Annotated in this window: 26 protein-coding genes, 1 tRNA gene and 1 pseudogene; 7 read left to right on the forward strand and 21 right to left on the reverse strand. The window is 70.6% G+C overall.

The genetic code is table 11. The features are described 5' to 3' along the window. Nucleotides 1-134: 134 nt before the first annotated feature. Entirely contained in the window at nucleotides 135-1130 is a 996-nt protein-coding gene (locus AOK11_RS27685) for a methyltransferase domain-containing protein (RefSeq protein ID WP_055596451.1), read from the reverse strand. A gap of 157 nt (nucleotides 1131-1287) precedes the next feature. On the opposite strand from AOK11_RS27685, the gene AOK11_RS27690 reads away from it, so the two are divergent. After that, nucleotides 1288-1692 carry a globin gene (locus AOK11_RS27690; protein WP_055596452.1) on the forward strand — a complete coding sequence of 135 codons (405 nt, stop codon included), beginning with the start codon at nucleotides 1288-1290 and terminating at the stop codon, nucleotides 1690-1692. A 30-nt stretch (nucleotides 1693-1722) separates the two neighbouring features. On the opposite strand, the gene AOK11_RS27695 is transcribed toward AOK11_RS27690, so the two are convergent. Genes AOK11_RS27695 through ettA form a run of 3 tightly spaced genes read right to left on the reverse strand, consistent with a single transcriptional unit; the run spans nucleotide 1723 to nucleotide 4536 of the window. Continuing rightward, complete coding sequence (locus AOK11_RS27695; protein ID WP_055596453.1) at nucleotides 1723-2424, reverse strand: DUF8010 domain-containing protein; 702 nt, start codon at nucleotides 2422-2424, stop codon at nucleotides 1723-1725. Further along, nucleotides 2421-2867, reverse strand: coding sequence for an acyl-CoA thioesterase (locus AOK11_RS27700; RefSeq protein ID WP_055596454.1), 447 nt, complete (start codon nucleotides 2865-2867; stop codon nucleotides 2421-2423). The genes AOK11_RS27695 and AOK11_RS27700 overlap by 4 nt, the downstream gene beginning before the upstream one ends. Nucleotides 2868-2871: 4 nt before the next feature. Then, entirely contained in the window at nucleotides 2872-4536 is a 1665-nt protein-coding gene (gene ettA / locus AOK11_RS27705; protein ID WP_055596455.1) for an energy-dependent translational throttle protein EttA, read from the reverse strand. Between the two features lie 333 nt (nucleotides 4537-4869). On the opposite strand from ettA, the gene AOK11_RS44095 reads away from it, so the two are divergent. Then, the gene (locus tag AOK11_RS44095) at nucleotides 4870-5403 is read left to right on the forward strand and encodes a DUF6928 family protein (protein ID WP_055596456.1); all 534 of its coding nucleotides are present in this window, start codon (nucleotides 4870-4872) and stop codon (nucleotides 5401-5403) included. 470 nt (nucleotides 5404-5873) lie between these two features. Here the strand turns inward: AOK11_RS44095 and AOK11_RS46860 are convergent. Together AOK11_RS46860 and AOK11_RS27715 are read right to left on the reverse strand one after the other, a co-directional pair. After that, nucleotides 5874-5981, reverse strand: a pseudogene (locus AOK11_RS46860) (NUDIX hydrolase); the annotation flags it as partial. Between the two features lie 79 nt (nucleotides 5982-6060). Further along, nucleotides 6061-6136: transfer RNA gene (locus tag AOK11_RS27715), tRNA-Arg, on the reverse strand. A gap of 321 nt (nucleotides 6137-6457) precedes the next feature. Between AOK11_RS27715 and AOK11_RS38695 the strand changes: the two genes are divergently transcribed. Then, nucleotides 6458-9271, forward strand: coding sequence for an NAD-binding protein (locus tag AOK11_RS38695; protein WP_107098689.1), 2814 nt, complete (start codon nucleotides 6458-6460; stop codon nucleotides 9269-9271). 135 nt (nucleotides 9272-9406) lie between these two features. On the opposite strand, the gene AOK11_RS27725 is transcribed toward AOK11_RS38695, so the two are convergent. Continuing rightward, nucleotides 9407-11338 carry a S9 family peptidase gene (locus tag AOK11_RS27725; RefSeq protein ID WP_055596457.1) on the reverse strand — a complete coding sequence of 644 codons (1932 nt, stop codon included), beginning with the start codon at nucleotides 11336-11338 and terminating at the stop codon, nucleotides 9407-9409. Nucleotides 11339-11526: 188 nt separating this feature from the next. Between AOK11_RS27725 and AOK11_RS27730 the strand changes: the two genes are divergently transcribed. Beyond that, nucleotides 11527-12354, forward strand: a complete 828-nt coding sequence (locus AOK11_RS27730; RefSeq protein WP_055596458.1) for an SURF1 family protein — start codon at nucleotides 11527-11529, stop codon at nucleotides 12352-12354. A gap of 13 nt (nucleotides 12355-12367) precedes the next feature. Here AOK11_RS27730 and AOK11_RS45425 read toward each other — a convergent pair whose 3' ends face one another. The 9 genes from AOK11_RS45425 to AOK11_RS27775 form a co-directional block, all read right to left on the reverse strand. Beyond that, complete coding sequence (locus AOK11_RS45425) at nucleotides 12368-13903, reverse strand: hypothetical protein (protein WP_240497509.1); 1536 nt, start codon at nucleotides 13901-13903, stop codon at nucleotides 12368-12370. Continuing rightward, nucleotides 13900-14574, reverse strand: coding sequence for a SigE family RNA polymerase sigma factor (locus tag AOK11_RS27740; protein ID WP_079035126.1), 675 nt, complete (start codon nucleotides 14572-14574; stop codon nucleotides 13900-13902). Before AOK11_RS27740 ends, AOK11_RS45425 begins: the two co-directional genes overlap by 4 nt. Nucleotides 14575-15032: 458 nt before the next feature. Further along, the gene (locus tag AOK11_RS27745) at nucleotides 15033-16109 is read right to left on the reverse strand and encodes an aspartate-semialdehyde dehydrogenase (protein WP_055596460.1); all 1077 of its coding nucleotides are present in this window, start codon (nucleotides 16107-16109) and stop codon (nucleotides 15033-15035) included. Next, the gene (locus AOK11_RS27750) at nucleotides 16109-17386 is read right to left on the reverse strand and encodes an aspartate kinase (protein ID WP_055596461.1); all 1278 of its coding nucleotides are present in this window, start codon (nucleotides 17384-17386) and stop codon (nucleotides 16109-16111) included. The genes AOK11_RS27745 and AOK11_RS27750 overlap by 1 nt, the downstream gene beginning before the upstream one ends. 191 nt (nucleotides 17387-17577) lie before the next feature. Then, complete coding sequence (locus AOK11_RS27755; RefSeq protein WP_055596462.1) at nucleotides 17578-17967, reverse strand: hypothetical protein; 390 nt, start codon at nucleotides 17965-17967, stop codon at nucleotides 17578-17580. Beyond that, nucleotides 17964-18254 (reverse strand): hypothetical protein, encoded by a 291-nt coding sequence (locus AOK11_RS27760; protein WP_055596463.1) that lies wholly within the window; start codon nucleotides 18252-18254, stop codon nucleotides 17964-17966. The genes AOK11_RS27755 and AOK11_RS27760 overlap by 4 nt, the downstream gene beginning before the upstream one ends. Nucleotides 18255-18332: 78 nt before the next feature. Continuing rightward, on the reverse strand, nucleotides 18333-19442 hold the full coding sequence (locus tag AOK11_RS27765) for a hypothetical protein (protein WP_338058953.1): 1110 nt from the start codon (nucleotides 19440-19442) through the stop codon (nucleotides 18333-18335). Nucleotides 19443-19687: 245 nt separating this feature from the next. Further along, a complete protein-coding gene (locus tag AOK11_RS27770; protein ID WP_055596465.1) occupies nucleotides 19688-19873 on the reverse strand; it encodes a DUF397 domain-containing protein in 186 nt (61 codons plus the stop codon). Continuing rightward, on the reverse strand, nucleotides 19866-20720 hold the full coding sequence (locus tag AOK11_RS27775; RefSeq protein ID WP_420903023.1) for a helix-turn-helix domain-containing protein: 855 nt from the start codon (nucleotides 20718-20720) through the stop codon (nucleotides 19866-19868). Before AOK11_RS27775 ends, AOK11_RS27770 begins: the two co-directional genes overlap by 8 nt. Nucleotides 20721-20762: 42 nt before the next feature. Here AOK11_RS27775 and AOK11_RS27780 point away from each other — a divergent pair, with 42 nt between their 5' ends. Both AOK11_RS27780 and AOK11_RS27785 read left to right on the forward strand, forming a co-directional pair. After that, nucleotides 20763-21167 carry a hypothetical protein gene (locus AOK11_RS27780; protein WP_338058954.1) on the forward strand — a complete coding sequence of 135 codons (405 nt, stop codon included), beginning with the start codon at nucleotides 20763-20765 and terminating at the stop codon, nucleotides 21165-21167. Nucleotides 21168-21174: 7 nt separating this feature from the next. After that, nucleotides 21175-21813 carry an ankyrin repeat domain-containing protein gene (locus tag AOK11_RS27785; RefSeq protein ID WP_079035127.1) on the forward strand — a complete coding sequence of 213 codons (639 nt, stop codon included), beginning with the start codon at nucleotides 21175-21177 and terminating at the stop codon, nucleotides 21811-21813. Nucleotides 21814-22077: 264 nt separating this feature from the next. Here the strand turns inward: AOK11_RS27785 and AOK11_RS27790 are convergent, their stop codons facing one another. The 4 genes from AOK11_RS27790 to AOK11_RS27805 all read right to left on the reverse strand — a co-directional run bounded on the left by AOK11_RS27790 (nucleotide 22078) and on the right by AOK11_RS27805 (nucleotide 24262). Continuing rightward, complete coding sequence (locus AOK11_RS27790) at nucleotides 22078-22455, reverse strand: cupin domain-containing protein (RefSeq protein WP_055596474.1); 378 nt, start codon at nucleotides 22453-22455, stop codon at nucleotides 22078-22080. Between the two features lie 155 nt (nucleotides 22456-22610). Beyond that, nucleotides 22611-23270 (reverse strand): DUF5063 domain-containing protein, encoded by a 660-nt coding sequence (locus tag AOK11_RS27795; protein ID WP_055596468.1) that lies wholly within the window; start codon nucleotides 23268-23270, stop codon nucleotides 22611-22613. Next, nucleotides 23263-23862, reverse strand: a complete 600-nt coding sequence (gene recR, locus AOK11_RS27800; protein ID WP_055596469.1) for a recombination mediator RecR — start codon at nucleotides 23860-23862, stop codon at nucleotides 23263-23265. The genes AOK11_RS27795 and recR overlap by 8 nt, the downstream gene beginning before the upstream one ends. Nucleotides 23863-23920: 58 nt before the next feature. Beyond that, nucleotides 23921-24262 carry a YbaB/EbfC family nucleoid-associated protein gene (locus tag AOK11_RS27805; RefSeq protein WP_079035128.1) on the reverse strand — a complete coding sequence of 114 codons (342 nt, stop codon included), beginning with the start codon at nucleotides 24260-24262 and terminating at the stop codon, nucleotides 23921-23923. 340 nt (nucleotides 24263-24602) lie between these two features. On the opposite strand from AOK11_RS27805, the gene AOK11_RS27810 reads away from it, so the two are divergent. Then, entirely contained in the window at nucleotides 24603-25355 is a 753-nt protein-coding gene (locus AOK11_RS27810; protein ID WP_055596471.1) for an SLATT domain-containing protein, read from the forward strand. A 22-nt stretch (nucleotides 25356-25377) separates the two neighbouring features. On the opposite strand, the gene AOK11_RS27815 is transcribed toward AOK11_RS27810, so the two are convergent. Next, nucleotides 25378-26195: substrate-binding domain-containing protein (locus AOK11_RS27815; protein ID WP_206188940.1), on the reverse strand; the 818-nt coding region annotated here is incomplete at its 5' end.

Below are 26195 nucleotides of genomic sequence, written 5' to 3' on the forward strand. Positions count from 1 at the left end.
GGACGACGATCACCATCCACCGCGGCTGAGCCGGGGACGCCCCGTCCGGAGACACGCCCAGGGCTCGGGGTCCAGGCTTCAGGGTTCAGGGTTCAGGGTTCAGGGTTCAGGGTTCAGGGTTCAGGGTTCAGGGTTCAGGAGGGCAGCACCCAGCGGTGCGGCCCTCCTGGGTCGTCCAGCCACGCCCAGCACCGGTCCTCGCCGACCGTGAGGCCGTAGCGATCGCGCTGCGGCCGTCCCTCCCGCCGCCACACCTCGTACGCCTCCCCGGCCCCGATACTGCCCGCGGTCAGCGCCCGCAGGAACCGGAACAGGTCGCTGTCCCTGGCCCGGCGCGGCACGTCGGCCAGGCCGGTCTCGTCGGCCGGCACCGCCCGCGACCGGTTCGCGCCGCGCAGGGGTACGAAGTAGGCGGGCGTGTGCAGGAACCGCCCCTCGGCGTGTCCCGGACCGTGCACGGTGAGGACGATCAGGCCGGTGGCGAACGGGGCGAGGATGCGGGCGCCGGGCCGGCACTGGGCGAGCCAGGCCCCGGGCACGGACGGCAGGGTGCAGGTCACGATGATCCGGTCGTAGGGGGCGCGTGCGGGCACCCCGCGCGCGCCGTCGCCGGTGACGACCACCGGGTGGTATCCGGCGGCGTCCAGGTGCCGGCGGGCCGACTCGGTGATCTCCGGTTCGAGGTCGACGGTGGTGACCAGGTCGTCGTCACCGAGCCGGTGGGCGAGCAGGGCGGCGTTGTAGCCGCTGCCGGTGCCGATCTCCAGGACCCGGTCGCCGTCGTGGACACCCAGTGCGACGAGCATCCCCGCCATGAGGGACGGCTGGCTGCTGGAGGAGAGCAGTTCGCCGTCGCGCATCCGGAGGGCCAGCGGAATGTCCTCGTACGCACCGCGCACCCAGGCCTCGCCCGCCCGGGGGTCGGGGCCCTCACCCCACCGCCGCTCGTAGCCGCCGACGGCGCCCACATAGTAGTACGGCACGAACAGATGGCGCGGCACGGCCTCGAAGGCCTCCCGCCACACGGGGTCGGCGTCGAACGTCCCGCGCGCGGCGATCTCGCGCACCAGCGCCGCCCGCGCCGAGCCGGCGAGGTCGTCCAGGTCCCGCTGAGCAGCATGCCCGCCCATGCCTCCACAGTACGAGCACCGACACGGGGACGAGACCCTGAGCCGGGACGGGGTCCCGGTCCTCCCGGGGCCGGTCCTCCCGGGACCGGGACCAAAGGGCAGAACGGCGGGACCTAGGTCTTGAGGCCTATGCCGCGCTGTCTGAGACCATGTACGGGTGACAGAGATTCGGCGCGGCACGCTTCAGGAGCAGACGTTCTACGAGCAGGTCGGCGGGGAGGAGACCTTCCGCCGGCTCGTCCACCGTTTCTACGAGGGCGTGGCCGGGGACCCGCTGCTGCGTCCCATGTACCCGGAGGAGGACCTCGGCCCGGCCGAGGAGCGGTTCACGCTGTTCCTGATCCAGTACTGGGGCGGCCCGACCACGTACAGCCAGAACCGGGGCCATCCGCGGCTGCGGATGCGGCACGTGCCGTTCAAGGTCGACCGGGCCGCGCACGACGCCTGGCTGGGACACATGCGCGTCGCCCTCGACGAACTCGGCCTGTCCGAGGAGCACGAGCAGACGCTGTGGAAGTACCTCACGTACGCGGCTGCCTCGATGATCAACTCTCCGGACTGAGACACCCTCCGGACCGGAGCGCCCCGGGGTTCAGCGCACGCTGAGCCCCAGCGCCCCGGCCGCTCCCGCCCGCCGCAGGGCGATCGACCCGTACGGCGTCCGCAGCCGGAGCCACGGGCCCGAGGCCAGCAGCACCGGTTCTCCGGACTCGCCGTCCGCACCGGCGGACGTGGCCGCCGTCCGCAGGAACCCCAGCGACTGGGCCGCGTGCACGGCCCGCACCGGAAGGTCGGTCGGGGCGACCGTGCGGGACCAGATCTCCCGCCCGATCCGGTCGAGTTCGGCCCGGGTACGCGACTCGGGCGCCAACTCGCCCGTACGCGTCTTGAATTCGGCGACCGCGGCGGCGACGAGCGCCCGCAGGGAATCCGATGCGGGCAGCCCGGGTTCGGCGTGCCAGCCCTTTCGCGGAGGCAGCATCCCGGCCCACGGCGGCCCGGTCACCGCGCCCGGCACGGCTGCGGTGGAAGCGGTCTCGTCCACCGCCTCCAGCAGCTCACCGGCGGACACGGTCACGTCCAGGGTGACGTCGATACCGTCCTCGTACGGCTTGGCCAGCCGCACGGCGCGGACGGCCAGCACCTCGAAGGAGGGCGGCCGGCCGAACACGGCCAGTGCGGTGCCCGACGCCTGGAGGCGCACCGCGGCCCCACGGTCGTAGTGGAGCAGCCGGGAGAGGAAGGCCGCGAGGTCCGCGGCCTCCCTCTCGTCGGCGAGGTGGAGCACCGTCATGCCGCGACGGCCTCGTCCTCATCGGCGTCGGCGGCGGCTTCACTCCTGCTCTCGCCGTCGTCCGTGTACTCCTGCAGGAACTCCCGCTCCTCCTGGGTGATCCGGCGCGGACGCTGCGCCTCGAAGTCGAACGGCACGATCACCGTGGAGGCCCGGACATAGACCTGGTCGCCGTCCTTCACCTCGTAGGTGAGGGTGAAGGACGCGGCCCGGATCTGTGTGACCCACAGCTCGATGTCCACGGGCGCGTGCCGGTGGACGAGCTGCCGCTTGTAGTCGATCTCATGGCGGGCCACCACGGACCCCTGCTGGAAGTCCTTGTCCGGGCGGAACAGGAAGTCGATACGGGCCTCCTCCAGATACCGGAGGAAGACCACATTGTTGACGTGGCCGTACGCGTCCATGTCCGCCCAGCGCAGCGGGCAGCGGTAGATGTGCCGCAAGAGATCAGCCCCGGGTCAGCTTCTTGTAGGTGGCGCGGTGCGGCCGCGTGGCGTCCGCACCGAGCCGCTCGATCTTGTTCTTCTCGTACGAATCGAAGTTGCCCTCGAACCAGAACCACTTGGACTCGCCCTCGTAGGCGAGGATGTGCGTGGCGACGCGGTCCAGGAACCACCGGTCGTGGGAGATGACCACGGCGCACCCGGGGAACTCCAGCAGCGCGTTCTCCAGGCTGCTGAGGGTCTCGACGTCGAGGTCGTTGGTCGGTTCGTCGAGGAGCAGCAGGTTGCCGCCCTGCTTGAGGGTGAGCGCGAGGTTCAGCCGGTTGCGCTCACCGCCGGAGAGGACACCGGCGGGCTTCTGCTGGTCCGGGCCCTTGAACCCGAAGGCGGAGACGTACGCCCGCGAGGGCATCTCGACCTGGCCCACGTTGATGTAGTCGAGCTCGTCCGACACGACCGCCCACAGCGTCTTCTTGGGGTCGATGTTGGCGCGGTTCTGGTCCACGTAGGAGATCTTGACGGTGTCGCCGACCTTGATCGACCCGGAGTCGGGCTCCTCGAGGCCCTGGATCATCTTGAACAGCGTGGTCTTGCCCGCGCCGTTCGGACCGATGATCCCGACGATGCCGTTGCGCGGCAGCGTGAAGCTGAGGTCGTCGATCAGCAGCTTCTCGTCGAAGCCCTTGCTGAGGTTGTTCACCTCGACGACGATGCTGCCCAGCCGCGGACCCGGCGGGATCTGGATCTCCTCGAAGTCCAGCTTCCGCATCTTGTCGGCCTCGGCGGCCATCTCCTCGTACCGGGCGAGACGGGCCTTGGACTTGGCCTGGCGTCCCTTGGCGTTGGAGCGGACCCACTCGAGCTCGTCCCTGAGGCGCTTCTGCCGCTTGACGTCCTTGGCGCCCTCGACCTTGAGGCGGGTGGCCTTGGTCTCGAGGTACTTGGAGTAGTTGCCCTCGTAGCCGTGCAGCCGGCCGCGGTCGACCTCGCAGATCCACCCGGCGACGTTGTCCAGGAAGTACCGGTCGTGGGTGACGGCGACGACGGTGCCCTCGTACTTGGCGAGGTGCTGCTCGAGCCAGTTCACCGACTCGGCGTCGAGGTGGTTGGTGGGCTCGTCGAGGAGCAGCAGGTCGGGCGCCTCGAGCAGCAGCTTGCAGAGCGCGACGCGGCGCTTCTCACCACCGGAGAGGTTGGCGACGGGCCAGTCGCCGGGCGGGCAGCCCAGGGCGTCCATGGCCTGCTCGAGCTGGGCGTCGAGGTCCCAGGCGTTGGAGTGGTCGAGCTGCTCCTGCAGCTTGCCCATCTCGTCCATGAGCTCGTCGGTGTACTCGGTCGCCATTTGCTCGGCGATCTCGTTGAACCGGTCGAGCTTGCCCTTGATCTCGGCGACACCCTCCTGGACGTTCTCCAGGACGGTTTTTTCCTCGTTCAGCGGGGGCTCCTGGAGCAGGATGCCCACCGTGTAACCGGGGGTGAGGAAGGCGTCGCCGTTGGACGGCTGTTCCAGCCCCGCCATGATCTTCAGAACGGTCGATTTACCGGCACCGTTCGGGCCGACGACACCGATCTTCGCCCCCGGGTAGAAGCTCAGGGTGACGTCGTCGAGGATCACCTTGTCGCCGTGCGCTTTGCGCGCCTTGCGCATGGTGTAAATGAACTCAGCCAAGAGAAACCGTCCGGCAGCTTGAAACTGGCAGTGGGCAGATACACCCCATCTTGCCGCACCGCCACCCCTTGGAGGAAACGCGTTCCGTCCGGGGCCTCTGAACTGGGGGCTTCGTCGGTCGTGACCGGGGCTTCGCCTGTCGTTGTCGTGGCTGGCCCGTCACTGTCGGTCGCCACCGGTCGGCGTCGGGGGGCCTCGGTCGGCCCGGAGGCGGCCCGGCCGGGCCGGCGGACAGGCCGAGCGGCCTTCCTCGTCGGTGCGTGCGGCCGGGGTGCGCCCACCACGAGGGCGACGCTCCGGGGAGGGGCTTGGAGAGCCAGGACGGGACTGCTGGTGTACGCCGACGGCGACGTGCCGGGGTTGCTGCGCCGAGTGGGGGCGGCGGACCTCGACCGGACGGCCGTCATGATGCGGTGGGGCTCCACCCGGGCCGGGAGATCGGGCAGTGCGAGGGCTCGAGCCTCCGGGACGGCGTGCACCCCTCCGAAGGGGACGGCGTACGCGGCCGGCCGGCCGGGCGTGGAGGTCATCGGCGATCAGGAAGTGATGATCGACGCCCCCTCCGAGCTTCCGGAACACTGGGTGGCCGCGAGCGCCGGCCGCCGGCTCGCCCTGCACGCCATGCACAGCGCCGTCGACCGCGGCGAGCCAGTGATAGGCCTTACCGGCGTCGATCCCGACCCAGAGGTGGGTCAGTTGCTCGGCCATGTGCGTCTCCTCGATTCAGGCAGCATGCCGTTCGGCCCGAGGAACACCCGCCGTCAGCTCCGTAAACAGCGATCAATTGTGCAGATCTCAATCAGCGGCCAGGCGTCCCGAAGAGCGGGGCGGCCACTCCACCGGAGCCACTTGGGCAAGCGACTTTAGAGCCACACCCCACTCTTCCGGACCGCCAACCAACTTACGGAGCGGCTTTGGGCCGGAGCTGCTTCGGGGCGAGCCTCCAAGATCATGGCCCATTACGCCGACCTGCGGATCGGGCAGGTATGTGAGCCTGCCCGTCAGTGCCCGGTTTCGGGCCATGATCTTGGAGGCTCGCCCCGAATCGGTTGCCCGAAGCCGTGAAGCCCGACCGCCCCAGCCGCAGACATTCGGCCTTGTACCTGTCAGGCGAGGCTTTCCAGGCCGAGCTTGGCCAGTCGCGACCGGACAGCGCTGGGCTTCCGGCCGAACTGCTTCCCGAGGGTGTCGAAGTCACGCTCTCCTTGCTGATAAAGCGCAAGGAGACGAGCGTCGTCCTCCGGTGACCAGGAATGGCCCATCTGCGGATAGCGCGCACGCAACTCTTCCGGCGACTCCCGCCTCCTGCCGGGCTCGCCCTGAGGACAGACGGACTCGGAGACGACTGTCGACTCGTTCTCTGTGTGTTCGGTGCCGCTGGAGGGCTTGCAGCGGAAGACCAGGGCCACGATGCCTCGGGTCGTGCTCTTGTGGACGCCCGTGACGGGGCCGTCGCCGTCGGCGTTGCCGTCGGAGACACGAAACGCCCTGGAGGGGAGGACCCCTCTGGGGCGTTCTGGCTGATGGCGCCCCCGGCAGGACTCGAACCTGCGGCCAAGCGCTTAGAAGGCGCCTGCTCTATCCACTGAGCTACGGGGGCCGGGTGTGGTGGCCTCTGTCGTGGTGCCCGGGTGGCCCCGGTCCCTGACGTTGCCGGGGACAAGGATAGGGCTCCCGCGTCCTTGCCCTGGTCGCCTCGCCTCCGTGGCTCGATGTGGAGGTTCGGTGAAGCGGTCCCGATAATCGCAGGCGGGTACGAATCGTGCACCGATTTTGACCCCTCGCGCATCGGGTGTTGTGCACTCGTTATGCCTGGGCTGTGCACGCGCCCCAGTCGTCCCTTCCATCCGCTTGTGTTCGATCGGCGCGCAGACATGGTCATATGCTTCAGAATTCCCATGAAATTGGGCATTCTTCACATGTGGTGACCTTGGACGTACGGCCTCAGCTGCTCGACGCACTCTCCGCCCTGCGGGACCGTGTCGCCGCCGCACGCTTCCCGCTGCCTGTGGCGGGGGCTTCACGCGCGCGTGCCAACCGCGACGAACTGCTCGCACAGCTCGACGACTACCTGGTGCCCCGACTGAGAGAGCCCCAGGCGCCGCTGCTCGCCGTCGTAGGGGGGTCCACCGGGGCCGGCAAGTCCACCCTGGTGAACTCACTCGTGGGGCGGCGCGTCAGCGAGGCGGGCGTGCTGCGGCCGACGACCCGGACCCCGGTGCTCGTCTGCCACCCCGAGGACCACCACTGGTTCAGCGGGATGCGCGTGCTGCCCGACCTCACGCGCGTGTGGGGCCCTCGGCGGGAACTCGACGACCTGCTGCTCCCGGGAGAGAACCCGGCGCGCGTCCTGCGCATCGAGACCGCCGACAGCGTCCCGCCCGGCCTCGCCCTGCTCGACGCCCCCGACATCGACTCCCTCGTCGCCGACAACCGCGTCCTCGCCGCCGAACTCATCTGCGCCGCGGACATCTGGATCATGGTCACCACCGCCGCCCGCTACGCCGACGCCGTGCCCTGGCACATGCTGCGCGCCGCCAAGGAGTACGACGTCAGCCTGGTGACCGTTCTGGACCGGGTGCCCCACCAGGTCGTGTCCGAGGTGTCCCGGCAGTACGGCGCCCTCCTCACCAAGGCCGGACTCGGTCACGTACCGCGCTTCACCGTGCCCGAGTTGCCCGAGTCGGCCTGGGGCGGCGGACTCCTGCCGGCCTCCGCCGTGGCGTCGCTGCGGACCTGGCTCGTCCACCAGACGCAGGACCCCGCCGCCCGCGCGCACGTCATGGCACGCACCGCCCACGGCATCCTCGACTCCCTCAACTCCCGCATGCCGGAACTCGCCGGCGCCGCCGCCGCGCAGCACGCCGCCGCGCTGCGGCTCACCTCCGCCGTCGAGGGGGCGTACGACAAGGAGCACGCGCGCCTGCGCGGCCGGCTACAGGCCGGAACCGTACTCGCCGGCGACGCGCTCAAGCGGTGGCGCGCCTTCCCGCTCGACTGCACGCCCAGTGAGCTCCTCGACACTCTGGTGGAGAGCCTGGGCGCCCTGCTGCTGTGCGCCGTCACCGCCGCCGACGAGCGGGTCGACACCGCCTGGCGGCGCGAACCGGCCTCGAAGTCAGCGGAGTTCGCCGACCGTGACGGGGCGACGGAGAGCATCGAGCACCGGATCGGGCTGGCCGTACGGCGGTGGCGGCGCGAGCTGGAGGAGTACGCCGAGGAAGAGGTCCGCGAGCTCGACCGCGGTTCCGCCCCCGATCCCGAGACGGTCGCCGCCCTGGTCGCCACCGCGCTCGTCGGCACCAGCAAGATCGTCGACACCGACGGGCTGATGCTGCGCGCGGTGGAACGGCGGCCCCCGCGCCCCGGCGAGGTCGCCGATCCCGGACTGTGCACGCTGGCGCTGCTGTCCGCGACGAGCAACGACCCGGCCGGATCGGAGGGTTCGGAGGACAGCGGCGACCAGGGGCCGCAGATGCTGCCCGACGCGGCGGCCGTCGCGGCGGCGACCGGGCGCGGCACGATGGTGCTGGAGCAGGTGTCGTACTCCGGACCGCCGTTGCCCGCCGTCAGGGCCCAGGTTCCGCCGTTCGCCTCGCTGTTCTCGCAGCGACTGCGGTGGTCACTGGCAGGTCTCGCGGCGGCGGTGGTGGCACTGGCGGTCACACTGACCCTGGCCACGGACGACCACCCGCTGCACGCCACCTACGTCACCCTGCTCGACCTCTTCGCGATCAACGAGCCCGCGCACAACGACTCCATGGGCCGGCAGATCCTGCAACTGCTCTCCGGGCTGGTCGGGTTGCTGCTGCTGCCGGTGCTGCTGGCGGCGGTCCTCGAGGCGCTGGGCACCTTCCGCACCGTGTCGTCGCTGCGGAAGCCGCCGCGCGGGCTGAGCCGGCACGTGGTGCTGCTCGGGCTCGGCAAGATCGGTACGCGGGTGCTGACCCGGCTGCGCGAACTGCACATCCCCGTGGTGTGCGTCGAGGCCGACCCGGAGGCGCGGGGCATGGCCACGGCACGGCGGCTGGGCGTACCGGTGGTGCTCGGGGACGTCACGCAGGAGGGCGTCCTGGAGGCCGCGAAGATCCACCGGGCCGACGCGCTCCTCGCGCTCACCAGCGTCGACACCACCAACCTGGAGGCCGTGCTGTACGGGCGTGCCCTGCGCGCCGACCTGCGGGTCGTCCTGCGGCTGTACGACGACGAGTTCGCGACGGCCGTGTACCGCACCCTGCGGGCCGCGCACCCCGACGCGGTGACCCGGAGCCGCAGCGTCTCCCACCTGGCCGCGCCCGCCTTCGCCGGGGCGATGATGGGCCGGCAGATCCTGGGAGCCATCCCGGTCGAGCGTCGGGTGCTGCTGTTCGCGGCGCTGACCGTGGGCGGGCATCCGCAGCTGGAGGGGAAGACGGTCGGCGAGGCGTTCCGGGCCGGGGCGTGGCGGGTGCTGGCCCTGGACACGGCGGCGACCCGGGCGGCGGCTCCGGTCGCGCACGGGAGCGGCATCCGGAACGGCTCCGGAAACGCCGCCGGTCCCGGTGCCGGCACGGGAACCGGTCCCGGGACCGGCGGCGCCACGGCGGCCGGGGAGCCGTCGGGGCCGTCGGGGCTGGTCTGGGACCTGCCCGATACCTACGTCCTGCGGAACGAGGACCGGGTGGTGCTGGGCGCCACCCGGCGAGGGCTGGCGGAACTGCTCGGGCGCAGGGGAAGGGACCGGCCGGGGAGGTGACCGGCCGAGGAGGTGACCGGCCGGGGGCGACGGCCGGTGGCATGACCCGGACGGCCGGAGACGTGACCGGCCGGTGCTCCCCGGGCCGGAGCCCGGGAAGCCCCGCGTCGCGCTCCCTCAGCCCTGCTCCCGGCCTCAGTCCTGCTTCCCGGCCTCCGCCCCCGTCTTCGGCTCCGTCTCCGTCTTCATCCCCAAGTGCCGTTCCGCGAAGTCCAGTTCCAGACGGACCTGCTTGATCCGCTCGTCGACCACCAGGGAGCCGTGCCCCGCGTCGTAGCGGTAGACCTCGTGGGGGGCCTCGCGGGACTGGAGGCGGTGGACGTAGTTCTCGATCTGCCGGATCGGGCAGCGGGGGTCGTTCACTCCGGCCGAGATGTAGACCGGTGCCTTCACCTGGTCGACGTAGGTGATCGGGGAGGACGCCTCGAACCGCTCGGGCACCTCCTCGGGCGTGCCGCCGAGCAGCGTGCGGTCCATCGCCTTCAGCGCTTCCATCTCGTCGTGGTACGCCGTGACGTAGTCGGCGACCGGGACGACCGCGATGCCCAGTGTCCACGCGTCGGGCTGGACGCCCAGGCCGAGCAGGGTGAGGTAGCCGCCCCAGGAGCCGCCGGTGAGGATCAGGCGGTCGGGGTCCGCGAGGCCCGAGTCGATCGCCCACGCGCGGACCGCGGCGATGTCCTCCAGCTCGATCAGTCCGACCCGGTGCTTCAGGGCGTCGGTCCAGGCGCGGCCGTAGCCCGTGGAACCCCGGTAGTTGACGCGGACCACCGCGTACCCGTGATCGACCCAGGCGGCCGGGCCGGCGGCGAAGGAGTCGCTGTCGTGCCAGGTGGGACCGCCGTGGATGTCGAAGACGGTGGGCAGCGGGCCGGTCGCGCCCTCGGGCTTCTGGACCAGGGCGTGGATGCGGCCCCCGGGGCCCTCCACCCAGACGTCCTCCACCGGCACCGAACCGGGCGAGCGCATCCCCGGCGGGTCCAGGACGACCTCGCCGGTCGTGGAGCGGACCGCCGACGGCTGGGCCGACGACGACCACAGGTACTCCACGCTGCCGTCGGGCCGGGCGGTCGCGCCCGAGACGGTGCCGGGCGGGGTGTCGATCTCCACCAGCTCCGGGCCCGCCAGGTCGTAGCGGAACAGTTCGCTGCGGGCCTCGAAGCCGTGCGCGATGAGCAGGCCCGTGCCGTCCGGGAACCACTCGGCGCTCACGTCGCCCGGCAGCTCCAGGGAGAGGTCCGTCTCCTCGCCCGTCGCCACGTCCCACACCATGGGCTCCCAGCGGCCGCGCCGCTGATGACCGATGAGCAGACGCGTGTCACCGTCCACGGGGGCGAAGCCCAGCACCTCCAGGCCCAGCTCCTCGGTGCCGCCCTTGGTGTCGTCCAACTCGGCGACGGTGGTGCCGTCGGGGCGCAGCACGCGCAGCGCCGAGTGCATCGCGTCGCCGTGCTCGGTGTGTTCGACGGCGATCAGCGAACCGTCGTGCGAGAGGTCCCCGACGCCCGCCGACTCACGGTGCCGGTAGATCTCCACCGGCGCCACCGGTTTCGCGGGCGCCTCGGCCCCTTCGGCTCGTGGGACGGTCCGCACCAGGTGGATCGTCGTACCGTCCTCGTCCGTGGAGCGGCCCACGACGGCCGTCCTCCCGTCCCGGCCGAGGGCGAGACCGGCCGGGTACGAGGCGTCCAGCCCCGGAGCGGCGAGCTCGTCGGGACCGCCCGCGAACGGCTGGCGGCGCCAGACGCCGAACTCGTCGCCGTCCTTGTCGTCGAACCACCAGATCCACTCGCCGTCGGGTGAGAGCACGCCGTCCGTGGTGCCGTTGGGCCGGGCCGTCACCTGGCGCTGCTCACCGGTCGACCGGTCCCAGGCATACAGCTCGTACGTCCCCGTCGCGTTCGACACGAACAGGGAACGGTCGGGGGCGTCCTCCGCCCAGTCGGGCAGGGACACCCGGGGTGCCCGGAAGCGCTTCTCCCAGTCGGGCATCTGTTCGCCCTGATGTACTCGCTCGGTCCGGTCGGTCCGCCCCGCCGGTGCGCCGGACCCGTTGCTCTCAGTCATGGCCCCATAGTGCCCGTCCCGGCGGGTGTCGTGCCGCCGAGACCCCCAGCCTGTGGACAACCGAGCTCCCCGGCCTGTGGACAGCCGCCGGGATCACCCGGGATCACCGGTGGACCACCGGTGGGATCACGGGTCTCCAGGGCGGCCCCGCGGGCCGGTTTCCGGGGGCGGCACCGTACGGTGGGGGGGTGTACCGGTTTCTGCTGACGCCCCGATGGTGGGGGATCAATGTCTTCGTGCTGCTCGCCATCCCCTTCTGCATCTTCATGGGTTCATGGCAGCTGGGCCGGTTCGAGGACCGCGTCGAGAACCACCGCAGTGCCGAGGAGAACGTCGCCTCCGGCCGGCAGGAGGAAGCCCGGCCGCTGGACACGCTGCTGCCGGTGACCAAGGAGACCTCCGGCCGGCAGGCCACCGCGAGCGGCCGCTACGAGGAGCAGTTCCTCGTGCCCCACCGCGACCTCGACGGCGAACCCGGCCACTACGTCCTGACGCTGCTGCACACCGACACCGGCAAGGTGCTGCCCGTCGTACGGGGCTGGCTGCCCGGCGACCCGAAGCCGGCCGGCACGCCCGCGCCGCCGGACGGCGAGGTCACCGTCACCGGGGCGCTCCAGGCGTCCGAGACGCCCGGCAGCAACGGCGTCACCGCGCTCAGCGGCCTGCCCGAGGGACAGACCGGCGCGATCAGCTCGGCCTCCCTGGTGAACCTGGTGCCCCACGACGTGTACGACGCGTGGATCACCCTCACCCAGGGCGACTCGGGGATGCGGGCGGTGCCCGCGGTCGCGCCCGGCGGTACCGGGCTGGACCTCAAGGCCTTCCAGAACCTCGGCTACACCGCCGAGTGGTTCGCCTTCGTGGGCTTCGTGATCTTCATGTGGTTCCGGCTGGTGCGCCGCGAGGCGGAACTCGTCCGGGACACGGAACTGGGCCTGGTCCCGGACGAGGAAGCGAAGCCCGAGCCGGGCCGGCAGCAGGACCAGCAGGACCAGCCGAGCCCGTCAGGGGTCTGACGGGCGGTCCCGGTCAGCTCACCGTGGTCGGCAGCAGTCCCGTCCAGTAGACGGTCCCCGCGCAGGCGTTGGACACCGTGACGGTCGCCGTGCCCGCTCCCGACGCCGGGGTGTACGTCAGCGTCACACTGCCGTCGGCGGTGCCGTCCGTCCTGAGGAGCTGGGTCAGGGCACCCGTGTCGCCGCCCGTGGACGTGCCGTCGTCGACCGTCGGTTCCTCGGAAGGGCTGGGATCGGGCGAGGGTTCGCCGGTACCGCCGTTGTCGCTGCCCCCGCCGTTGTTGATGGGGCAGGGCTCGGAGGGCACCCAGGCGAACTTCACGTCGTACGACTCACCCGGCTTGAGCACCAGCTGCCCGGCCTCCAGGGACGGGTCCGGCAGACCCGCCGCCGCGTCCCCGGCCATGTGCCGGGCCAAGCCCACCCTGGTGGCGTCGGCCGCGCCCAGCGGCGTCACGCCCAGGCTTCCCGGGCCGCCGACCGTACAGCCGGTGGTGGACACGTTGGCGACCCGGAAGGAGCCGTAGACCGCGCCGGTGGAGTCGGGGGCGCCGCTGCTCGCGACGGCCTGCCCGAGCTGTGCGGCCGTGCAGACGGGTGACCCCGAGGCGGCGCTCGCCGAGGGGCCCGCCCCCTCCGTCACGCCGGTGCTCGTCCCGGTCTTGGCGCCCTTCTCCTTCTCCTCGCCCTTCCCGCCGTCCTTCCGGCCCTTCTCGACCTGGTCCGAGGCGCCGCCCGACGTGCTCTCGCCACCGCCGGGGCCCTTGCCCTCGCCGGTGCCGCCCTGCGCCTGCGAGGCGTGGCCCACGGTGGACGGGCGGGCGTCGGGGCCGGTGGACCGGGAGACGTGGACGAGCGCCGGTACGGCCGTGCCGACGAAGAGGACGGTGGCCGCCGCGCCGACGAGGATCTGCCGCTTGCGTGCCCGGCGGGCCGGCACGGCGCGTCGCAGGTACTCCAGCGAGCCCTCGCTCGGCTCCACCACGCGCACCGAGCTGTGCAGCAGGCTGCGCAGCTCCAGCTCGTCCAGGCCGGCTTCCTGCCCGTCTTCCTGCCCGTCTTCCTGTTCGGGCTCTTGGGTGTCCTGGCCGGCGTTGCGGTCGCTGCCGTCGTTCACAGTTCCGTTCCCAGCGTGCGATTGCTTCGTCTGCTGTCCGCGCGGTGACGCCGTCCCCCGCTGCACGGGCGGCCCGTCCCCGCCGGGGGAAGCCGGGCCCTCGGCCTCGGTCACGCCCTCGGCTTCGGACGTGCCATCGGACTCGGACGTGTCCTCGGACGCATGCGCCTCAGCCGTCCGCTCCTCGGCCGTCCGCTTCTCGGCCGTCCGCTCCTCGGGCGCGTCCTCTTCGAGTTCGCGCTCCCCGGCCGCACGCACTTCGGGCTCCTGTTCCTCGGGTTCGCTTTCCTCTGGTTCCCGCTCGTCGTCCTCGGGCTCGCGCTGTTCGCTCCCGGGGGGGCGCACGGGCGTGCTTTCCTCCGCCCCGCGCCCCTCCTGCTCGCGCTCCTCGCCGCGCACGTCCTCGCCGCGGGCGTCCTTCCCGGCGCTCATACCGTCGCCTCCATGGCCACCCGCAGCGCCGCTATCCCGCGCGAGCCGTACGCCTTCACCGAGCCCAGCGAAACGCCGAGCGTCGACGCCACCTGTGCCTCGGTCATGTCGGCGAAGTAGCGCAGCACCAGCACCTCGCGCTGACGTCGCTGGAGCCCCTTCATCGCCTTGATGAGGGAGTCGCGTTCCAGCAGGTCGTACGCGCCTTCCTCCGCGCTCGCCATGTCGGGCATGGGCTTGGAGAGCAGCTTGAGGCCGATGATGCGGCGGCGCAGCGTGGAACGGGAGAGGTTGACGACCGTCTGACGCAGATACGCCAGGGTCTTCTCCGGGTCCCGGACGCGTTTGCGGGCGGAATGGACACGGATGAACGCCTCCTGGACGACGTCCTCGCAGGAGGCGGTGTCGTCGAGGAGGAGCGCGGCGAGGCCCAGCAGCGAGCGGTAGTGCGCGCGGTAGGTCTCGGTGAGGTGGTCGACGGTCGTGCCGGCCGCCACTACGTCGTCGGCACCGCCGTCACGCTGACTGGGTATGCGGGCAGGCCGCGCTGCGGGCATCGGCGCGATCACCGGCATGCCACCGGACGCACCGGCCTTGCGGGGTCGGAGAGCCTGGCGGGGCGGGCGTAGAGCCGGGCCGCGCGGCGTTGCGAAGTCGAGTACCTCAGCCACGCCAGTTGGACACGCTTCCCCCCATGAGGGTTGTACGCGTCGGGCGTCGTGTTTACGGCGCCCGGGACAGACCGGTCGGCATCGTCCGGGCCCCGCCGATCACCGCCCCGCGCCGGCCGTACGCCGTCCCGCGACGACTGCGCCCCGTTCCCGCCAAGCAGCACCAACGACAGCACACCGAATGCCCTCATGCGTCCCGCTCTTCCCCTATGCCTCATATGAACGGACGTCCCCACGTCCGACTCCGGACGTCCCCACGTCCGGAAAAGACCGCCTCGTCCCCGAGCGCGCCCCGAAGGGGATGCCCGCAGAGACGCTCTCCGCCCCGCGCACGGTTGCGTGGGGCGAAAGATAAATCCTCGACCGCGGGCCGGTCAGGATCAAGAGATCCGAGACACATGACCCGTTCACATCACTTGAACGGATCCTACAAAGCAAATGCAGTGACCACGGATTATTTACGATCCGGAAGGTCGGGGCCGGTCCGGCACCGCCAACAGCTCGGCGATCTGCGCGGTGTTGAGGGCGGCGCCCTTGCGGAGGTTGTCGCCGCAGACGAAGAGCTCGAGCGCCGTCGGGTCGTCCAGTGCACGGCGTACCCGCCCCACCCAGGTCGGGTCGGTGCCGACGACGTCGGCGGGCGTGGGGAACTCACCCGCGGCGGGATTGTCGTACAGCACGACACCGGGCGCGGTGGCGAGGATCTCGCGGGCCCCGTCGACGGTGACCTCGTGCTCGAAGCGGGCGTGCACGGTGAGCGAGTGCACGGTGATCACCGGCACCCGTACGCAGGTCACGGCGACCGGGAGGCGGGGCAGGCCGAGGATCTTGCGGGACTCGTCGCGGACCTTCATCTCCTCCGAGGACCAGCCGTCCTCGCGCAGCGACCCGGCCCACGGCACGACGTTCAGCGCGACCGGCTCCGCGAACGGCCCGGTGTTGTCCCCCACGGCCCGGCGTACGTCACCGGGTCCGGTCCCCAACTCCGTGCCCGCGACCAGGGAGAGCTGCTCCCGCAGGGTCCGCACGCCCGCGTGCCCGGCCCCGCTGACCGCCTGGTACGAGGAGACGACCAGCTCGCGCAGCCCGAACTCGGCGTGCAGCGCACCCACGGCGACGATCATCGACAGGGTGGTGCAGTTCGGGTTGGCGAGGATCCCGCGCGGGCGGATCCGCGCGGTGTGCGGGTTGACCTCGGGGACGACGAGGGGCACCTCCGGGTCCATGCGGAAGGCACCGGAGTTGTCGACCACCACCGCGCCCCGCGCGACGGCGACGGGCGCCCACCGCGCGGCGACCTCGTCGGGGACGTCGAACAGCGCGACGTCGATCCCGTCGAAGGCCTCCTCGGTGAGCGCCACGACCTCGGTCTCCTCGCCGCGCACGGTCAGCTTGCGGCCGGCCGAGCGCGGGGAGGCGATCAGTCGGATCTCGCCCCAGATGTCCGCCCGCTGGGACAGGATCTGGAGCAGGACCGTGCCGACGGCTCCGGTCGCTCCCACGACCGCGAGCGCCGGTCGCCCGGACCGCGTCATCAGCGGCCGGTACCCCCGTAGACGACGGCCTCGTCGCTGTCGGAGTCCAGCCCGAAGGCGGTGTGCACGGCGCGGACGGCACCGTCCACGTCGTCCTTGCGGGTGACGACCGAGATGCGGATCTCGGAGGTCGAGATCAGCTCGATGTTCACGCCCGCGTCGGACAGCGCGGTGAAGAAGTCGGCCGTGACCCCGGGGTTGGTCTTCATACCGGCGCCGACCAGGGAGATCTTGCCGATCTGGTCGTCGTAGCGCAGGGATTCGAAGCCGATGGCGCCCTTGTTCTTCTCCAGGGCGTCGATGGCCTTGCGGCCCTCGGTCTCCGGCAGCGTGAACGTGATGTCCGTCAGGCCCGTGGAGGCCGCAGACACGTTCTGCACGACCATGTCGATGTTGATCTCGGCGTCGGCGATCGTGCGGAAGATCGAGGCCGCCTCGCCCGGCTTGTCCGGCACACCGACGACCGTGACCTTGGCCTCGGAGGTGTCGTGCGCGACACCGGAGATGAGCGCCTGCTCCACCTTCTTGTCCCCTCGCTGAATCGGCTCACTGCTGACCCACGTACCCGGCAGTCCACTGAAGGACGAGCGGACGTGGATCGGGATGTTGTACCGGCGGGCGTACTCCACACAGCGGTGGAGCAGCACCTTCGACCCGGAGGCCGCCAGTTCGAGCATGTCGCCGGTCGAGATCCAGTCGATCTTCCGGGCCTTCGGCACCACCCGCGGGTCGGCGGTGAACACGCCGTCGACGTCGGTGTAGATCTCGCACACCTCGGCGTCGAGGGCGGCCGCCAGGGCCACCGCGGTGGTGTCGGAGCCGCCCCGGCCGAGCGTGGTGATGTTCTTGCCCTGCTGGCTGACGCCCTGGAAACCGGCGACGATGGCGATGTTGCCGTCGTCCACCGAGGCCTGGATCCGGCCGGGCGTGACGTCGATGATGCGGGCTTTGTTGTGGACCGAGTCGGTGATGACACCCGCCTGGCTGCCGGTGAAGCTCTGGGCGTTGTGGCCCAGGTTTTTGATCGCCATGGCCAGCAGGGCCATGGAGATCCGCTCTCCCGCGGTCAGCAGCATGTCGAGCTCGCGCCCGGCAGGCATCGGGGATACCTGCTCGGCGAGATCGATCAGCTCGTCCGTCGTGTCGCCCATCGCGGAAACCACGACGACCACCTGGTGGCCGTTCTGCTTGGCTTCCACGACCCTCTTGGCGACGCGCTTGATGCCTTCGGCATCGGCTACGGAGGAGCCTCCGTACTTCTGCACGACAAGGCCCACGTGCGCTCCTCGCTCATTCCGTCGTTGTCCCACGCTGTGCGCACAGGTGTGCCCAGCCCGGTCGGCTCATTCTATCGAGCACCCGGAAAACGCCTTCTCGATATCGCATCGTGAGACTTCCGGGCACCCGCGCAGGGGGCTCATGCCCAGCCCGGGACCGACCACTCGGAAAAGCGACCTGCGTCACACCCTCAGGGACGCTCGACGACAATGCCCTCCCGGCCCGCGCAGGCGGCCAATGCCCTGATGTCGCCCAGGTCATCGGTGAGAATCGGCGCCTCGTCGTAGGCGATGGAGGCGAGGACGACGCCGGCGTCGATGACGTCGGAGGTCTTGTTCCTCTGGCAGAGCACGGCCGCCGCCTTGGCGCCGGACTCCGTCAACGGCATCACTCGGCAGCCGCTCAGCGTCCAGTGCAGCATCGACGCAGAGGCGCGCTCGTCCCAGCACTGCGCCAGCACACCGGCCGGAACGAGCGGGATGTCCCCGCGCAACAGCAGCGCCTTGTGGCGCCCGAGGAATCGCCGATCGTTCTTCGCGGCCGCGATGAGCGCGCCACTGTCGTAGACCACGTGACTCATGCGCTGCGCCGCTCCTCACCGGGTCGCTGCTCACCGGCGCGCTCGAAAAGGCCTGCCGCCCAGTCGTCCGCCTCGGCCCTCTCCGACTCGGCGAACGGCCCGTGCGCCGCCTCGTAGTCCGCCATCGCCCGCAGGCCGGCGCGGATCAGACGACGGTCGTCCAGGTACTGCTCCAGTGCCCGGCTGATCACCGCCGAGATCTGCTCGTCCTCGGCGGCGGCGTACTGCCGCAGCGCCGTTCCGAGCTCGGCATCGATACTCACGCTGAACTTCGCCTTCTCTGCCATATTACGAACGTAATCCACTGTCCTCGTCGGCGCCACGGGCGCGCGGAGGGGCACGGGCGAGCGCGCGAGGTGTCGTGGTCACGGGTTCCAGCGCCTGGACGGGAGGCCGTTCGCGATGCGGTCGCGGTTGTCCCGGTAGTGATAGAAGACGCGGTCCTCGATGGGCACCGGGCGGAAGGTGTCGGGCACGGGCCCGCCCGTGCGCCGCTCCAGCTTCTTCCTGAGGAAGAACGCGGACGTGGTGCCCAGGTGGGCGATCTCCTCGATCTCCTTGACCATGTCCTCGTCGGTCACCGGTTCGTCCGGGAGCTCCTGACGGCAGTTCTCGCAGACGCCCCGGTCGATCTTCACCGTGCGTTCGTCCTGGTCACAGGTGGCGCAGGCCATGATCACGCGGGTCACGCGGGCGCGCGGTTCGCTCTGCTGCGGAGGCATCTTCGACTCCAGTCGTCGGCGGGCGAATCCGCCCGGGTTGCTGACAGTGGGCGGGAGCCCGTCGGTGAGGGCTCGGGTGATGTCGTGCGACGTCGCGCCGCGGGCCAGCCACTCCTCGGCGAGAGGTTCGAGGGAGCGGCAGTCGCCTTCGGTGAGCCGCAGACGGGCGTCGGCGGCACGCAGTCCGGCGAGGACGCGGTACGCGGCGCTGTCCGGCTGGGCCTCCGGCTCGACCTCGGGCTCAATGCCGATCTCGGGTTCGGGCTCGATGTCGGACGCGCAGGCAGCCGGTACGTCGATGGTCACCCCGTCCTCGACACGAGCCAGGCCGGGCTGGTGGTCCCGGGTCACGTCCTTGCCGTGGCGCTCTCGCGCGAACTGCGCCCACCACTCCGGTGACCTGCGGGTACGCGACCAGTAGGTACGCGTGACCCACCGCATGGTGTGGTCGTCGAGGGTGATGTGTTCCTTGATCCAGCGCAGGTGGCCGGCCTCGGTGATGCGGGTCAGTGAGGTGAGCATCGCCTGCTGGCCGTAGCGCGGGTGCTCCGCCGCGAGGACCTTGTGGGCCATCGAGTGGCCGGTGTCGAGGTGGTCGATGAAGACGGCGACCTCGGCCTCGCGCGGGAGCAGATGTGCGAAGTCGGCGTCCGCGTGCGGGTCTTCGTCACCTGCAAGACGTTTCCCGTACCCCGTTTTGGCCATGGGGTGGGACGGGGACGGCAGGGCGGCACTAGGGTGGGCGTAAGCCACGGTCGAAGTCTCGATTCGTTCCGTAGGTCAGGCCCCGGAGCCGGTGTTGGCGCACCGACCGGGGCCGATCTGTTTGCTCGTTCGCCGCGAACCTAGAGCCGCTTCACGCTCCGACGCAAGCCGATCACGAAACGTCACCCATTCGAGGTGCGCCGCCTCAATTCACCTTCAGACTTGGTTGGTTGGGTATTTCAACCAAACCAGAAAACCCAGAAAACCCATGGGAAGAGCTCGAATCCCGGGGCTCAAGCTCCGGGCTGAACTGCGGCGATGAACGCCGACCAGGCGGGGGCGGAGACGCGGAGCTCGGGACCCGTCGGGGTCGCCTTGGAGTCGCGGATGTGGATGGTGGGGGCGAGGGCGACTTCTACGCAGTTGCCGCCCTCGTTGTCGCTATAGCTGGACTTGAACCACTTCAACTGGTCAGTCACGGCGATCCATCATCCCCTCGATGAGGCGGGCCGACTCAGCGGAGCTGAGTGCCTGTGTGCGGATCAGGCTAAGCCTCTCCGACACACGGCTGACAACCCCCGGATCGGCCGACAACTCACTGGCGAACGGGCCCTCCGTGAAGGCGTACCGCTCGTGGTCGCGCGTTTCCAGCAGCACCATCGGCCCCATGATCGCGTCACTGATGACCCGGTCGAACGGCAATACCTGCAACACGACGTTCCTGAGGTGGGACACCTCCCACAGCCGAGCCAGTTGCTCAGCATCGATTACGGGATTTCGCAGTGCGGCCTCGTACAGGACGAAACTCAAGGACACCGGCGGCTTCCGTTCCGTGAGGATTGTCTGCCGCTCCATGCGTGCGGCGACCCTCTCCTCCACCGTTCCTTGCTCCAACGGCGGGTGGCGGTTCTCGATCAGCCATCGGGCATACGACTCGGTCTGCAACAACCCCGGGACAAGGGACGCTTCGTACGACCAGAAACTGATCGCCTCCCTCTCCCGCTCCATGAAGTCCTGCGCCCGCGCCGGGAACCTCTCGCGCTGCAAGTAGTCCTTCGCCGCGCTCAACATCCCCTCCGCGCGGAACAGTTCGTCGGCGACGTCGAGCACGCGCGGGGTCGGCATCCGGACCCCCTGCTCCATGGACTTGATGGTGTCCGGCGAGTAGTTGGCGGCCTCGGCGAGCTGCTCCCGGCTGATGTTCGCCTTGGTCCGCCAGCGCTTCAGCTGATTGCCGCTGTACCGCCAGGCAACAGGCGGCTGGGAGTTGCACTGGCCCGGCACGGCACCCACCTCCGATCGATACACCCCGGTGGGTAACCCCACGGTCACTACCGAGCGTAGAGATGACTGCACCACCGTGTGACCATGATGAATGCGATTCACCGCCCCGAATGGGTCCCCCTCCTCGGCCACCGGCTCCACGTCACCGGCGTCCACTTCGACGCCGTACGCATCGAGGGCCTGCACGGGGAACTGGTCGCTGACCACCTGATCGAGGCGACCGACGAGGACGCGGGGCCCATCGTGTGCGAGGCGGCACGGGGACGGTGGGTGTACTTCCTGCTTCCGCCGGGAGCCGCGCATCTGTACGACTGGCCGCTCGGGGTGCAGCGGCTCGGCGGCCGGGGCGACCGCACGGTCACCTACATCGGCATCCCCGCGCTGGACGGCAACACCTGGCCGCTCCGCTGGTACAGCGCGCCGACGCCGGCCGCCCCGTACGTGTGCGCGGCAAAACTGAGCGCGGTACTGGGCTCCGGCATCGCATGATCACTGCATGAGAAGACCCCGGAAGAGGCCGCCCGCACCGCGTTCGAACGAACTGCCGCGGGCGGCGAAGGACGGTGACGTGGAGTGGGTGACCCGACTGCTGGACGCGGGCGTCCCGGTGAACGCGCTCGACGACGACGCGCGGACCGCACTGGATCTGGCGATCGAGGCGGGCCACGTCGGCATGGTCCGGCTGCTCCTGGCGGCGGGCGCCGACACGGCGGGGCACGCCGGGCACTACCACGACCTGACCCCGCTGACCCACGCCGCGAGGCTCGGGCACACGGCCATCGTCGAGGTGCTGCTCGACGCCGGAGTTTCCATCGGGCCGCAGGCCGGGATCCCGTACACACCCCTACTGGTGGCGGCGAGCGACGGTCGCGCGGAGACCGTCGCCCTGCTCCTCGACCGCGGGGCGGAGATCGACGACAGGTCGATGAAGGGCAAGTCGGCGCTGGAGTGGTCGGCCTCCTTCGGTCAGGCGGAGGCGGTGCTCCAGTTGCTCGGCCGTGGTGCCGAGCCGACGGCAAGGGCGCTGGGCAGCGCACGCGCGGGCGCGGAGAGGCACCCGGAGCGGGCCGGGGACTACGCGCGGATCGTCGACGCCCTGCGTGCCGCCGGAGCCCCCGACACCGGAGAGCAGTGAACCACCGGCCCCGCCGTTCGGTCGCGGTATTCGATCGTCACCGTGATCCTGGCCCGGGGGCCCTGGTCTGGGGGCCCTGACCTGGGAAATTCCCGCGTCGGCCCTCGTTCCTCGCGGATCTCACGCGAAGGGGAGGTCCGGCCACGTAGGCCCCGGTCGCCGCGCGTGCGGCGTGCTTGCGGGATTCCCACTCGGCGTCGGACACCTCGGGCCGGCTCTCCCGGAGCCTGCGTTTGACCTCTGCCCAGGTGCTGTATCGGCTCATCATGCCTCCCCGTCCTCTGTCACTGCGTAGCCGGGCACGGAGGGCCGGCGGACGGTCAGCACCACCGACTCCTCCTCCGCGGACCATGAGTGGCCGACTCCCGGCCCCCACATGACGTAATCGCCCTGCTCTTCCAGAAGAACACTACGGCCGGGAAGTTCGACGCGGAAACGGCCGCTGATGAGGACCAGGAGAGCTGTGCGTTCCTCGGCCTTCACCCACTGCAGTCGCTCGTCGCCATGGGGGTGGACACCCCATGTGATCTCCACTGCCTCGCTGTGGCGCGGGTCGCCGGCGTCCTTGAAGTGCCCGAGGATCCAGTCCCGGTCCAGCACCGCGTCCTTGCCCGCGTTGCCGACGTACACGCTGTCGTCCATGCGGCACACCCACCCCAACGTGAACACTTCGGCCGCCACTGTCCACATAGCGCTCTTTTGAGCGCTTAAATGACACTTGCCTGCTGAGTGTTCACGCTTTTCAGCACGGCACACGCTCTCGGCGCGCACGTCCGGCAATACCAGGAGCCACGCGTTTATGTGACCGAGCGCATGCCCAGCGGGGTGCCGATCTCCTCCGCCATCACTCTGCCCGCCTCGATCTCCAGGGTGTCGTCGCCCATGCCCTGATCGGTGTCGAGGCCGTCCAGGGCGGCGAGGGGCTGGTTCAGGCGGACGTGGGCCACTACCGACTGGAGCGCTCGCAGGGCCGCGGAGGCGGTGGAGCCCCAGTTGGAGAAGTAGGAGAACTGCCACCACCACAGGGCTTCCGTGGTGCGGCCGGCGCGGTAGTGGACCATGCCGTGGCGGAGGTCGCTGATGACGTCGGTGAGGTCGTCGGAGATCCGGGCCGGGACCGGCGCCGTACGGGGCTCGTACGGGTCGAAGACCTCGGAGTAGACGTCGACCGGCTCCAGGAGGCGGGCGAGGTTCTCGCGGAGTTCGTCCACGTCGGCCTCGGGGCCCGGATCGGGCTCGTAGCGCTCGTCGGGGACGATGTCCTCGTGCGCGCCCAGCCGGCCGCCGGCCAGCAGGAGCTGGGAGACCTCGAGCAGGAGGAAGGGGACCGCCGAGTCCGGCTCGTCACCCTTGGCGACCTCCGTGACGGCGACCAGGAAGCTCTCGACCTGATCCGCGATCTGGACCGAGAAGTCGTCCGGATCCCGGTCGGTCATGTGCAGCGTGGCATCAGACATCTAGGAGTCGTCTCCCCTCGAAGGCGCGGCCGAGGGTGACCTCGTCCGCGTATTCCAGGTCTCCGCCCACCGGAAGGCCACTGGCCAGGCGGGTGACCTTCAGGCCCATGGGCTTGATCATGCGGGCGAGATACGTGGCCGTGGCCTCGCCCTCCAGATTCGGGTCCGTGGCCAGGATCAGCTCGGTGACCGTGCCGTCCGCCAGCCGGGCCAGCAGTTCCCGGATGCGCAGGTCGTCCGGGCCCACCCCGTCGATCGGGCTGATCGCGCCGCCCAGGACGTGGTAGCGGCCCCGGAACTCGCGCGTGCGCTCGATGGCCACGACGTCCTTGGGCTCCTCCACGACACAGATGACGGCGTTGTCGCGGCGGGTGTCACGGCAGATGTTGCACAGTTCCTCCTGCGCGATATTGCCGCAGGTGGCGCAGAAGCGGACCTTCGCCTTCACTTCCATGAGGGCGTGGGCGAGACGCCGTACGTCCGTCGGCTCCGCCTGGAGGATGTGGAAGGCGATCCGCTGGGCGCTCTTGGGACCGACGCCGGGCAGCCGCCCGAGTTCGTCGATGAGGTCCTGTACCACGCCTTCGTACAACGGACTGCCGTCCTTCCTGGGTTCTTTCAGTACGTACCGTAGAGGCCCGCGGCCCGTCTTAGAAGGGCAGACCGGGGATGCCGCCGCCGCCCAGGCCCTGGGCCAGCGGGCCGAGCTTCTGCTGCTGGAGGTTGTGCGCGTTCTCGTTGGCCGCCTGGACGGCCGCGACGACGAGGTCCGCGAGGGTCTCGGTGTCCTCCGGGTCCACCGCCTTCGGGTCGATCTTCAGGGCGCGGAGCTCACCGGCGCCGGTGACGGTGGCCTTCACCAGACCGCCGCCCGCCTGGCCGTCGACCTCCACGTGCGCGAGTTCCTCCTGCGCCCGGGCCAGGTCCTGCTGCATCTTCTGGGCCTGCTGGAGCAGCTGCTGCATATTGGGCTGGCCACCACCGGGGATCACGATTCAGCTCCTTGGTCGGTCCGCTCTTACGCGACTTTTCCGTTCGGCACGAGCCTACGTGGTCCGGGCGGCCGTCGCCCCAGCACTCTTTCGAGTGAGTCACCCTCGCGTCCTCTACCTGATCACAGCCTCCTTCCGGGTGGAAGTGGCGCTCGAACCCCCGACCCGGCCACCCGTTGAGCGGTAGGAAGGGGTCCGGCACGTCCGCGTCCGGCGCCCGAGCGGGAGCCGCACAGGCGCCGAGCAGGGACTCACAGGAGTCCAGTAGGGGTCAGGCCAGGGTCGGGTCCGGGTTCGGATTCGAGTGGGGCCGGGTTCCGGGGTCAGTAGGGAGTAGCGGGTGGTTCAGCCGGAGATGCAGCCCGAGGGCCGTCCGCAGGACGGGGTCGGCGAGGGGGCGGCCGGGCTGCGGCCGGGCGATCTGACCGGGCGGGTGTTCCCGCTCGGGGACTGGGGCGAACCCGCACCCCGGCTGGACGAGCTGTACCGGTGGGTGGAGCGCGGGGCGCTGGACACCGCCGCCTGGTATCTCGCGGACCGGGCCTGGAAACGGCGGTGCGCGTGGGTCCTGCGTACGGGGGCCGCGGCGGGGGCGGCCTCCGGGGCTGCGCTGCCGCTGCTGGATCTGACCGGAGCGACCGACGGCGTCGCCCCGTGGGGGTACATGGCGCTGCTGTTCGCGGTCGTCTGTGTGGCCGCGGACCGGTTCTTCGGGGTGACGTCCGGCTGGATGCGGGACGTGGCGACCGCTCAGGCCGTGCAGCGGCGGCTCCAGGCGTTCCAGTTCGACTGGGCGTCGGAGTGCGTCCGCGAGGTGCTGGGACCGACCGAGGGCACCGCGAGCGAGGCGACCGAGCGGTGCCTGTCGGTGCTGCGGCGGTTCTCGGAGGACGTGAGCGAGCTGGTGCGGGTCGAGACGACGGACTGGATGATGGAATTCCGTACGGCCACGAGCGTGCCGCCGGGCATCCAGGGGGCGCCGGCGGGCACGGGCCGCCCCGAGTCGGCCGGACAGCCCCACGGCCGCTTCCCGTCCGCGCCCGGGGCCACCCGCCCGAACATGCCCCGGCAGCGGCCGCCGGAGCCGAGGTGAGTGCTCCCCGGCGCGCCGGGGCTCAGAGTCCGGGGTCGGCGCAGAGGCGCTCGACTCCTGGACTGTGACACGGGAGGTGGCCATGGGTGCGGATCACGCCCTGGCCGACGGTGCGCGTCAGGTACATCAGGAAGCTCGACGCCAGTGAGTTCGTCGGCGGCTGTCCGTAGGTGTAGGCGTACTCGATCTCACGGAACGAGTAGGTGTGGTCACCGTGTTGCAGGTCGTCGACGGACGGAACGCGTCCGTCCAGGCTCAGCCTGGTCACGTCCTGGCCGGCGGCCCGGTTGAACTCGCTGTACCCGAGCGAACCGGGAAGTTCGGCGACGGTCCGCAACACCAGGTCCGTCGAGTCGAGTTCGCAGCGCAGGACCGGTGCCGTGGAGTCGTCCTTGGTCCGGCAGTCGACCGATGAGTTGGCGGTCTCCCCCCGCCCCAGCACCTGACGCTGCAGTACCTGCCGCGTACCGGAGTTGGCGTCCCGGCTGACCAGGCGTACCGGCACGTCGCTCCCGCCGAGCTCGCTCCAGTTCGTGATCTCGCCCCGGTACAACCGCCGTACGTCCGCCGTGGACAGGTTCTTCACCCCGACGCCCTTGTTCACGACCAGGGTGAAAAGTGACACCGCGACCGGGTTCTCTCGCAGTTCGGGCAGCCCGTCGGGCTTGGGGCCGTCCGACAGTGCCACCATCGGCGGTGAGCCCTCCTTCGCTTCCCGGCCGGCCGCCACCAGTTCGCGTATGCCCGCGGTCGAGCCGTGCGGGTCCACATCGATCTCCGGACCGGCTTCCGCACAGTCCCGCTGGTACTCCTCGGCCACTTCCTTCAGCACCGGTTCGA

The organism is Streptomyces hirsutus, assembly GCF_001418415.1.
GTDB classification, from domain to species: Bacteria; Actinomycetota; Actinomycetes; order Streptomycetales; family Streptomycetaceae; genus Streptomyces; species Streptomyces hirsutus.